Annotated in this window: 13 protein-coding genes; 7 read left to right on the forward strand and 6 right to left on the reverse strand. The window is 60.8% G+C overall.

The annotated features are described in order from the left end of the window. Window positions 1–913: 913 nt before the first annotated feature. The 4 genes from ABE472_RS00140 (at window position 914) to ABE472_RS00155 (ending at window position 3,589) form a co-directional block, all read left to right on the forward strand. A complete protein-coding gene (locus tag ABE472_RS00140; RefSeq protein WP_282261711.1) occupies window positions 914–1,336 on the forward strand; it encodes a low affinity iron permease family protein in 423 nt (140 codons plus the stop codon). 84 nt (window positions 1,337–1,420) lie between these two features. After that, window positions 1,421–1,918: a ferritin-like domain-containing protein gene (locus tag ABE472_RS00145; protein WP_346462326.1), complete on the forward strand. Its 498-nt coding sequence runs from the start codon at window positions 1,421–1,423 to the stop codon at window positions 1,916–1,918. 459 nt (window positions 1,919–2,377) lie between these two features. After that, on the forward strand, window positions 2,378–3,016 hold the full coding sequence (locus ABE472_RS00150; protein ID WP_346462324.1) for a DUF6766 family protein: 639 nt from the start codon (window positions 2,378–2,380) through the stop codon (window positions 3,014–3,016). Between the two features lie 15 nt (window positions 3,017–3,031). Then, window positions 3,032–3,589 carry an isochorismatase family cysteine hydrolase gene (locus tag ABE472_RS00155; protein ID WP_282261716.1) on the forward strand — a complete coding sequence of 186 codons (558 nt, stop codon included), beginning with the start codon at window positions 3,032–3,034 and terminating at the stop codon, window positions 3,587–3,589. Window positions 3,590–3,782: 193 nt separating this feature from the next. Here ABE472_RS00155 and ABE472_RS00160 read toward each other — a convergent pair whose 3' ends face one another. Beyond that, window positions 3,783–3,935, reverse strand: a complete 153-nt coding sequence (locus ABE472_RS00160) for a hypothetical protein (protein WP_346464946.1) — start codon at window positions 3,933–3,935, stop codon at window positions 3,783–3,785. Window positions 3,936–4,116: 181 nt separating this feature from the next. Continuing rightward, window positions 4,117–4,611, reverse strand: a complete 495-nt coding sequence (locus tag ABE472_RS00165) for a hypothetical protein (protein WP_346464948.1) — start codon at window positions 4,609–4,611, stop codon at window positions 4,117–4,119. 188 nt (window positions 4,612–4,799) lie between these two features. Between ABE472_RS00165 and ABE472_RS00170 the strand changes: the two genes are divergently transcribed. Further along, window positions 4,800–5,447 carry a hypothetical protein gene (locus ABE472_RS00170; RefSeq protein WP_346464950.1) on the forward strand — a complete coding sequence of 216 codons (648 nt, stop codon included), beginning with the start codon at window positions 4,800–4,802 and terminating at the stop codon, window positions 5,445–5,447. A 109-nt stretch (window positions 5,448–5,556) separates the two neighbouring features. Here the strand turns inward: ABE472_RS00170 and ABE472_RS00175 are convergent, their stop codons facing one another. Both ABE472_RS00175 and ABE472_RS00180 read right to left on the reverse strand, forming a co-directional pair. Beyond that, window positions 5,557–6,051 carry an autotransporter outer membrane beta-barrel domain-containing protein gene (locus ABE472_RS00175; RefSeq protein ID WP_346464952.1) on the reverse strand — a complete coding sequence of 165 codons (495 nt, stop codon included), beginning with the start codon at window positions 6,049–6,051 and terminating at the stop codon, window positions 5,557–5,559. Window positions 6,052–6,538: 487 nt separating this feature from the next. Beyond that, window positions 6,539–7,453, reverse strand: a complete 915-nt coding sequence (locus tag ABE472_RS00180; RefSeq protein WP_313210996.1) for a LysR family transcriptional regulator — start codon at window positions 7,451–7,453, stop codon at window positions 6,539–6,541. Window positions 7,454–7,552: 99 nt separating this feature from the next. Between ABE472_RS00180 and ABE472_RS00185 the strand changes: the two genes are divergently transcribed. Both ABE472_RS00185 and ABE472_RS00190 read left to right on the forward strand, forming a co-directional pair. After that, entirely contained in the window at window positions 7,553–7,882 is a 330-nt protein-coding gene (locus ABE472_RS00185; protein ID WP_313210997.1) for a nuclear transport factor 2 family protein, read from the forward strand. Next, a complete protein-coding gene (locus tag ABE472_RS00190; RefSeq protein ID WP_346464955.1) occupies window positions 7,879–8,661 on the forward strand; it encodes an SDR family oxidoreductase in 783 nt (260 codons plus the stop codon). The genes ABE472_RS00185 and ABE472_RS00190 overlap by 4 nt, the downstream gene beginning before the upstream one ends. A 15-nt stretch (window positions 8,662–8,676) precedes the next feature. Here ABE472_RS00190 and ABE472_RS00195 read toward each other — a convergent pair whose 3' ends face one another. Together ABE472_RS00195 and ABE472_RS00200 are read right to left on the reverse strand one after the other, a co-directional pair. Next, window positions 8,677–9,441, reverse strand: a complete 765-nt coding sequence (locus tag ABE472_RS00195; RefSeq protein WP_313210999.1) for an EAL domain-containing protein — start codon at window positions 9,439–9,441, stop codon at window positions 8,677–8,679. Window positions 9,442–9,509: 68 nt separating this feature from the next. Continuing rightward, complete coding sequence (locus ABE472_RS00200; protein WP_313211000.1) at window positions 9,510–9,752, reverse strand: hypothetical protein; 243 nt, start codon at window positions 9,750–9,752, stop codon at window positions 9,510–9,512. Window positions 9,753–9,899 lie beyond the last annotated feature (147 nt).

Consider the following 9,899-nt stretch of genomic DNA (forward strand, 5'->3'; position numbering starts at 1 on the left):
TTCCCCGCTTGCGCCACTAAACGCGAAATCTCTGGCATGCCAAATACTGGGCTGTTCTATCTGTTTGAAGTCAATGTGCAGCCAAGTCGGCCCGGCTCGGATGAGGAACCCATGGTGCTTAGCGTCCAGGCTGAATGTCTTTCCTGCCACCGCGTCACCAATGCTACTGCCCCGCCGAGCCTCGTGAACATACCAAGTGGCGGGGCGGTGCTGGAGTGCCCTGCGTGCGGGAGCCGCCAGGCGATTTCGGCTGCTCGTTTCATGGAATTTTCGCAAAGATCAGCCGGCGGCCCTGCGTCCTCAGATCCACCGCTGCAGTGATCTAAGCCTCAACTGCTGCCTCGGGCTCGCGAGCCTGGACCAACGCGGATCCCTCGCGGTCCTGGGACTTCCGCCCGGCCATTGGACCGGTCACCGCCCACAGGCCGGCCGCATTGCGCAAGATGCCCCATTCGGGACCGCCGAGCAGTTCCCTCGCGCGATGGGGTCGCCGTCCTGCCCTGTGGATAGCGTCCGCGACTGCCTCGACCTCCTCGGCAAACCACCGGCACCCATTTACACAAATCTCCACCGGTTGATCGAAAGGACCTGGGTAGCTGGGTGCAAGTTCTTGCAGGTGCAGGGCAGCCTCCCGCACGGTCAACTCTCGGAACGCAGGCTGGGCAGTCCAGTCACTCAAACGCCTCAATGCGCCGGCCATCATCCTCGGATCCTCCGCTGGCATGAGCCGGCAATCCTCGTTCTAAATGCGTGAAAGCGGCGAGAGGACATTGTCAACGGACCGCACACATCCCTTTTGCCGTAACCGTCCCCTCGAAAGCGTTCACTTCGGGTTTCCTACGATGCTGAAAGTCACCAATCCTCGACATTTGCGGTCGTAGGTTCTCTTCCACTCAACACGCATGAGTGGACCATGTCGAAACCGTTTTTTAGCAAAATTGCCTGCTCTGCTTCGCGCGCCTCGGGATCGTTGGGCGCCTTCGTAGCGGCCTTGGGTGTGGTTATTGTCTGGGCGAGCAGCGGACCGTTCTTCAGGTTCAACGACACGTGGCAGTTGGTCATCAATACCGGAACGACGATCGTGACCTTCTTGATGGTGTTTCTGATTCAGCACACCCAGAATGCCGACACCGCCGCCATCCACATCAAGCTGGATGAGCTGATCCGAGTGACCAGCAACGCCAACAACGAGTTGCTGAATCTGGAGGAGATGGACCAGGAGCGTCTGGAGGAAATCCGCCTTCGATATGAGCAGTTGGCCAAGACTGCGGCCCATCTCAAGGCGAAGAAAGACCTGTGCATGCCGTGCGCGCAAGAAGACGTTGCGGGCGTGTAGCAGGCCTTCACAGATTTGCGCACCAACCTAACGAGAGGGCGCTTAGCTTCAGCGCTCCACCCACCACCAACCCGGAGAACCATCATGGCGATCAAGACCGCTGAAGACCTGTTCATTCACGAACTGTCGGACATTTACAGCGCGGAGAAGCAGCTGACCAAGGCGCTGCCGCGCCTCGCGCGCGCCGCCTCCAATCCGGACCTGGCCGCCGCCTTCGAAACCCACCTGGAAGAGACCCAAGGTCAGATCGAACGCATCGACCAGGTTGTCGAGCTGCTGGGCATCCGCCTCAAACGCATCAAGTGCGCCGCCATGGAGGGGTTGGTTGAGGAGGGTAAGGAAGCCATCGACAGTATCGAGGAAGGCCCGGTGCGGGATGCCGCCCTTATTGGCGGTGCCCAGAAGGTCGAGCACTACGAAATCGCTTCCTACGGCACCATTGCGGCCCTCGCCAAGCAGTTGGGTTACAAGGACGCGCTCCCGCTCCTGCTGGAAACATTGGAAGAAGAAAAGGCAACCGACGAGAAGCTGACGATCCTGGCCAAGTCGGGTGGCAACGCCAAGGCCGCGAAGGCCGCTTGAGGCGCATGGTTATGAGCCGAGACGAGAAAGATCTCCCTGTGCCCGGGGAGAAGGCCCGTAGCGAAACACCGGCTGAGGAACATCACCGGAAGACCCGGACGGACAGGAACCACGAAGAGGCCTTGGAGGAGACGTTCCCCGCGAGTGACCCGATTTCGCCGTTCGTTCCTGCCAAGCCGCCTGCTGCGGATGAAGGCGCCGCCAACCGTGCCACCGAGAACGCTGGCTACGACCAGCGTGGGCATGGAAAGGGCGGTAAGGCGGGAGAGGGAGAGCCCGAAGGCGCGGGCGAGCGCGATGGAAAAACTCAGCCCGACTTTGGGCAAGGCAACACGTTAGGCAAAAAGCCAGGACTTAGTGGCTGAACCGGGGAGCGGCGTAGATCGCCGCTCCTTCACTGCAATTCGCTGGTCGCAAGACTACTGTCGAGACGTTCGTTCAACTGTAGGCCGTGTGGGCATGTGGAAGAGAAGCGGTTTATCGATCGTGCTTCTGGCTTTTCTCCTGGTCTTCTTGGGAGGCCAGATATGGACTGGCTTTTTGACCCACAACGAGGAACTCGCTGAAACGCACCGTGCTGCACTGAGCCTATTTGCATACCTGCATAGCGGCCATTTCGTCAGCGCAACCTTCGAGAACTGGGAAAGCGAGTTCCTTCAGATGGGCATGTATGTCCTGCTGACCGTCAGCCTCCGCCAGAAGGGTTCGGCCGAATCGCGCCCACTGGATGATGCGCAGGAGCAAGAGCGAGTTGAGCCGGGTCCCATGCCTTGGGCCGTTCGGAGAGGGGGGATCTGGAAAATGCTTTACGGTCACTCCTTGGCGATCGCATTCACGGCGTTGTTCCTGCTGAGCTTCTCGCTGCATCTTGCTGGCAGCTGGCGTGCGGAGGTCGATGAGCAGCTCGCGAAGGGATTGCCCGCTCCCACCTGCTGGGAACACCTGTGGAGCAGCAGCTTCTGGTTCGAATCCTTCCAGAACTGGCAGAGTGAGTTCTTGGCCGTGCTTGCCTTGGTTATCCTGACCATATTCCTTCGTCAGAAGGACTCACCGCAGTCCAAACCGCTGGCGGCGCCTCACAGCCAAACGGGCGATTGAGGGGCAAGAGCAGCTATGAATACACCCAGCCCAGCGCTCCTGATCATCGACATGTTTACGTTGTTCGACTTCCCAGAAGCCGGCCAGGTGAAGCCGAAGGCGCTGGAAGCCGCTCGGCACATCGCGACGCTCGCCCAGCGCTTCCGGGCGCTCGGCCATCCGGTCATCTACGCCAACGACAACTTCGCCAACTGGCAGATGGATTTCAAGGAGTTGGTGAGGCTGTGCTTGGCCACCGAGGGTGAGTCATCGGCGATCGCGAAGATTCTGGAACCGGAACACGGTGACTATTTCGTGCTCAAACCCAAGCACTCCGCCTTTCTCGCCACCCCACTGGCCGTGCTGCTTGCCAAGCTTGGCGTAAGGGAGCTCCTCGTTGCAGGAATGACGGCGGAGTCGTGTATCACGGCCACATGTTTCGATGGCAACGCCAGGGAGTACGACACGATCGTGGTGCAGGAAGCGGTTGCCGGCATCGGCTCTCGAAAGACCACGGCACTCCGATTGCTTGAAGAGTCCAAGGCAGCAACCGTTCTTAAGCTTGCGAGCTACCTGCGCCGCCTTGGGACTTAGGATGACTCATTCCCGCCGAATGCATGCGGTTTGAACGAAGGGCATCGAAAGATTGAATAGCGATCGCGGGCGTGCGCGCCCTCCACTGAAGGCAGGCGCGGCTGCTCTTTTGCGTTATGGCCCCAAACAATGACGATGGCCCGACATCGAGCCGGGCCATCCTGGTATTCAGGTCAGGGCGATTGGCAGCTGCTTATTCCTCTTCGTCCTGGCTGCCCTGCTGGCCGGAGCGCTCCCGCTTCTGATCCTGATCCTGTTGTTGCTGCTGCTGACTCTGGTTATCCCGCTCCTGCTGACCCTTTTGGTCCTGCTGGTTCTGCTGACCCTGCTGATTCTGGTTGCCCATGTCAGTTCTCCATTGACAGCATCGGCATTGATGCTGACGATGAGGCTATCGGAGCTTGGGTTATGCGTCCGTTGAAACCTACCCAAGTCCTCGAACGAAATCGCCACGTAGTTAAACAGTTCATTTGCTCAGCAGTCCGTCCGCGCGAGTAGGCCGCGGGCCCAGCGTCGCATCTATTCCTTCAGGCACCGCTGATCACGCGGGCAGCCAGGCCAGCATTTGATGGGGTCGGAAGGCGTGCTGTAGCCATCTCCGTCTCCGGAGAATGGCCACTGCCCTGCACCAGCTTTTCTTGAACTGCGGCAAGCAGACGGCTGACTCGGCGGGCAGCGCCTCCGATACTCGGTTCCAGTCCCAGAACGTAGACAAAGCAACCGTCGAACTTGGCAGAGGCAGACTCAAGCCCTTCCGTGTCGGACATCTCGCGCTTGAGCGCCTTAAGCCAACGCTTAGGCGGCTCAGACTTCAGCTCCACCACCACCGCAGCTTCGCCGAAGTCCAGCGGCATCACCTCGAGCCTCAGGACCTTCGGAGTCGACAAAATTTGTGATGAGTTGCCCACTGCCGTTCTCCTCCAGAACAATGGACGGAAAGTATGCGCAGCCCGTGCCAAGGCTACGTTAAAATTCGAGGCCAGATGGATGACACCTACCTGAAGGTGCGCGTCCTTCTGCATAGCGCGGGTGAGGCTGAAGTGTCATGCGCTGCAGGTTGCCCCTGAGCAGGAAACGGAGCCAATTCAGCTGCGCGTGCTCGCAGGCCCTAACCGCAGGTGCTGAGCGCTTCACAAGATGGAAGCGGCTCAAACGCGAGTATTGGCATCCGCCTGCTTACACGCATCGAAGCGATGGGATCAACCTCAACGTGCTACAGAACCTGCTTCATTTCGCGCCCCTTATAACCGCAGCCATGACGTGCGTGACAGCGTTGATATGGGTCGTTTATCTGGGTTTTTTCCTTCGCAGTTACCGACGCCAGCAGCGACCGTCCATCCTGATCACCTCGGGCGCGGGCAAGGACCTGGATGCGCACTGCTTCGTGACCAATCTCGGATTGGAACCGGTGTACTTGCTCGATGTGGTCATCGACCTGATTGAGCCAAGTGGCAAAGTCGTACGAGCAGTCATTCCCGAACGCACCGAGCGGTGGAGTCAAGCTGTTCCCGGGGACGAAGATGATGTCCGCCGTGCAACCAATGTCGGAGCGCTCAGCAGCGGCGGCGAACGAGACCTGGGGCGATTCCGGACCTTGATCGAACGCGCCAGCACTGAGAACCCCGACATCGCCGCGGAGGTTGCCTTCACCAGCCTGGAAGTGACCGTGGTGACGGTCACCGCGAGCCAAGCAGAGCTGTGCGGGGCGTCACGTTGCTATCGCATTCAGCATCGCGAGGGTGGCCAGGCTCGCCTGAGAGCAAGAACTATCAAGGCCCGACAGTTGCAGGGGTACTTTGCACGCCGCAGCTTGACTCGCCTGTTGACCGCCCAGTTGAAGTCCTTGGATACAGCGTAGTCAGCATTGCAGCCACTGACGCACTTACGCCGATTCGAACGACGCTGCTAAGCACTGTGCGCGTTGATTTGCAACGGTCCATCGCTATCCTGGCTTGGCTGGGCGTCGATCACCCCTTGCGCCATTCGGGCAGACGACCAGGCGCTGCGCCTTGGGCTTGGCCCCGCCTTTCCTGTCCTGCCTTGCCCATCATCGTCACCAGTTCCAACGCATGCCCACCTTGCTCGGCCGTAAAAGGCACATACCCCGTTGCGCTGGAGAACTCTGTCCTGGGTGATCCGTTGAACTCGTGCCACGCGTTCAGGCGAAGCCACGCGTCGCTGGCCCGGGGCCCGCCGTTGCGGCCCTGGCCACTGCCGATGCGATTGAGCCGGATGCCCAACCGGCCGACCGTGGAAACGCCGTCGCTGTAGCGTACGCGCGCGATGTCATCGACCAGGTCGTCGACGTCCACGCGCTGCCAGATCACCTGCGCCTGGGGTTCGATTCTCCAACCGGTCAGATCTTCCGCGGTGTCACCCGAACCCAAGGCGAAGGGCCACCCGCCCTCCAGCGAAAGAACCGTGCCATTGCCGTTGGTGAAGGTGTCGGGCAGCGTGGGCAAGGGTTCCAACCCATGGTCTGGAGGCGGGGCCGCAAAGGTTGCGTAGCTCATGAAGCAGGCGGATGCCAACGCGGTCAGCCGCAACACCTCTCGAGAGCGCCCCCGGACATCCCCCGTCCCCTTTGCCATACACATCGGCGTAGACGACATGTCGAGCTCCACTTGGGAGCATCGAGTCTATTTTTGCCTTCTGCCACGCGCATCCGCACAACTGCCGGTTACTCGCCAGTATGTTTACTGATTTCCACGGTGCCAACCGGCTGCTACACGCCATTCAGAGACTAAACGCGACCGCCCTACCGCTGATAAAGAACCCTAGTCACCTGCGGCGACCGCATGTCTGCTTCCGGCCAGAAGCGGACCTCCGCCCTACCCCTGATAACGATCCCTAATCACCCGTCCTATCCCGCGCCCGCACTCGGACGAAAAGCGGGTAGATGGAAAGGCAGCTCTCCCAACCGGCCGCTGATCGTCAACTCCGCGCCGATCACCCCGCCTCACCGCCCAGATCTCGATCCAGCATGCAGTCGATGAAGGCCCGCAACGCCGGAAGCATATGCCGTCGGCTCGAGTAGTACAGGTAAAGGCCAGGGACCTTGGGCGACCAGTCCGCCAGCACGCGCCTCAGTCGGCCATCGCGCAGTGCCTCGGCGATGTCATCGTCGTTATAGGCATACAGGATTCCAAGCCCCTGCAACGCTGCGGGCACGATGATGTCCTGGTGGTTGGAGATCACGTTTCCTTCCCCAAAGAACTCGACTGTTTTCCCCGCTTTACTGAACTCCCAGCCCGCAATCCTGCCGCTGCCGGGGAAGCGCCAAAGGATGCAGGCGTGTCGGCTCAGGTCCTCAGGCGTGCTGGGTTCACCGTGGCGGGCAAGGTAGTCCGGCGCTGCGACGGCAAGCAGTTCGACATCCGGCGTCATTCGGACCGCCACCATGTCCTTCTGCACACGATTGCCCACGCGGATGCCAGCATCGAAGCCCTCCCCGGCAATGTCGCTCAAGGTGTCATCGATCACGATATCCAGCACCACATCGGGATGGGCACGTGTGAAACGTCCCAGGCGTGGCGCGATCAGTCGCTTGGCGGCCATGCTGAGCGTGTTGATGCGCAGCGTGCCCGAGGCATGCGTACGCGTGTCTACCGCCTCCGCTACGGCCGCGTCCATTTCACGCAGCATCGGCGCCATGCGCTCGTGCAGCCGCCGACCGGGCTCGGTCGGGGAAACGCTGCGTGTCGTCCGGTTCAAAAGTCGGACGCCCAGTCGCGCCTCCAGCTGCCGGATGGTCTGACTGAGGGCGGACCGGGAGAGCCCCAGGTGATCGGCCGCCTTGGCGAAGCTTGACCTGTCCACGATGGCGACGAACGCCTTCAGTTCTGCGAATTCAGAGCCGCGCATTGTGCACTCGTTTCTACATAACCTGCTCAGATAGTAGGTGATTCCGTTACCACAATGAACGAGTCAATCTGGCGCCGTCCACCACAACGGAGAACTGAAATGCAAAGACTCGATCTTCCCGAACCGATCGCGGCCTATTTTGTCGCCGACCAGCACGACGGCCGGGCGGTTGCCCGCTGCTTCACGTCGAACGGGCGCGTGTTGGATGAAAGGAATGCCCATTCAGGTGCAGCTGCGATCGAAGCATGGAAAGACGCCTGCTCGGCGAAATACACCTATGTCGCCCACCCCCGAGCAGTGGAGACGCTGGATCGCAGCTATATCGTGACCAGCGAACTGTCGGGCAACTTCCAAGGCAGCCCGGTTGACCTGCGCTACATCTTCATTCTGGAACGCGGCAAGATCGCCTCGCTGGAGATTGCCCCATGACCTTCGATCTTCAAATGACAGGCAAGCGCGTGCTGGTGACAGGCGGTGCCCGTGGCTTGGGCGCTGCGGTCGTCGATCTGTTGTCGAGGCTGGGGGCACGTGTTGTGACGGCTGCGCTGTCGGCGCCGAAGCACCCTGTCGAGGGTGTGCATTATGTGGCGGCGGATCTCGCTACCGCCGAAGGCGTACGCCAGACGTGGGAGGCAACCACACGCCATCTCGGCACCCTCGACATTCTGATCAACGTGGTGGGCGGGTCGTCGGCGCCGGCGGGTGGCTTCGCGCGGCTGGACGATATGGAGTGGACCAAAGCGCTCGATCTGAACTTGATGTCGGCGGTGCGGATGGATCGCACCTGGTTGCCCGCCATGATCGCCCAAGGCGCGGGCGTAATTCTGCATGTGACGTCGATCCAGCGGCTACTGCCGCTGCATGGCGCCACGATTGCCTATGCCGCGGCGAAGGCGGCGCTGTCTACCTACAGCAAGGCCCTCTCCAAGGAAGTCACTCCCAAGGGGGTGCGCGTGGTCCGCGTGTCGCCGGGCTGGATCGAGACAGACGCTGCGATCGCATTCGTCGAGCGGATCGCGTCCAATGCAGGCACAGATTATGAGGGTGCCAAACAGCAGGTCATGCAGTCGCTGGGAGGCATTCCGCTGGGGCGCCCTGCCCGGCCGGCCGAGGTAGCCGATCTGATTGCATTCCTGGTCTCGCCCCGCGCGTCGTCCATCTCCGGTGTGGAGTACACGATCGATGGCGGCACCGTACCGACAGCCTGAGGCCGTGAGGCGACCTTACATCGCCCCGGTAAGCTCGTCCTCGGTCACTACGCCTTCAAAACGCGGACGAGCAAGCCAGTATCCCTGCATCAGCTCGATGCCGAGATCGGAAAGGCAGCCTGCCTCGTCAGCGGTTTCTATCCCTTCGGCGATCACATCAATTGTCAGCGCTGCACACATGGACACCACACCGGCAACGATGGCGCGCCGTGAGGCGCTCCGGTCAACGCCGCGGATCAAGCCCATGTCCAGCTTGACCATGTCGGGCTGGAAATCGGCCAGCAGGTTCAGGCCGGCAAAGCCGGCACCGAAATCATCGATGGCCGTCTTGAAGCCGATCCGTTTGTACTCGGTGAGGATCTCGGCCAGCCACTTGCCGTCATTGATCTGCTCGCCTTCAACGGTTTCGAAGATGATCCGCTCGACCGGGAAGTCGTGTCGTTGCGCGGCCTCGAGGGTGGAGCGGATGCACAGTTCGGGCCGGTAGATGGCGTTGGGCAGGAAGTTGATCGACAGATGCGACGGCATCCTCAAACGCGCGGCGATCTCGATAGCCTTGGCACGGCATGCCTGGTCGAACACGTAACAGTTATCGGCGGTAACCCGGGACAGCACCGAGTTGGCAGGCTCGCCTGCCGGTCCGCGCACCAAGGCCTCATGGGCGAAGACCTGTCTTGTGCGCATATCGACGATGGGCTGGAACGCATAGCTGAACGCGAACGACAGCGGCTCGGCGTCGCGACACAGCGCGCATTGGGTACGCTTTCGGGTGGAGGGCATGCGCTGGGTTCCTGCACGCGATGGCGAGCGAGCATAGCCGACGCGTGTCAGGACCGCGTCGACGCCCGCTAGGGCATCCCACCACGCTCCCGGTTCCTGTCGATCGCTTTGGCCAATCGGATGTTCCGCACCAAAGCCGGCAGGTAGAACAAAGTGAACACCGCAACCACGATCGCCGACCACATCAGCAGGGAAAGACGCACACCGCCGTAAGCAAAATACATGATCAGATAACTCGCAAGCGCGAAAGCAATGGCCTGCAGGTAGTAGATACCCGCCGTTTTTGCGATCTCCTTGTGGACCCTGTTCATCGTGTTTTCTCTTTCTCAACCCGTGGCTTGAGATCCGGGCTTGAGTTTACCGCTGAACCCAGAACGTTGGCGGCCGTCCGGGAGCGCGGCCCCGGCATCTACTTCTCCCACCGAAGCTGTGCGCCCTTCCCGAATTGCATTTGCGTG

Source organism: Stenotrophomonas sp. TWI809, assembly GCF_039673205.1.
Taxonomy (GTDB): Bacteria; Pseudomonadota; Gammaproteobacteria; order Xanthomonadales; family Xanthomonadaceae; genus Stenotrophomonas.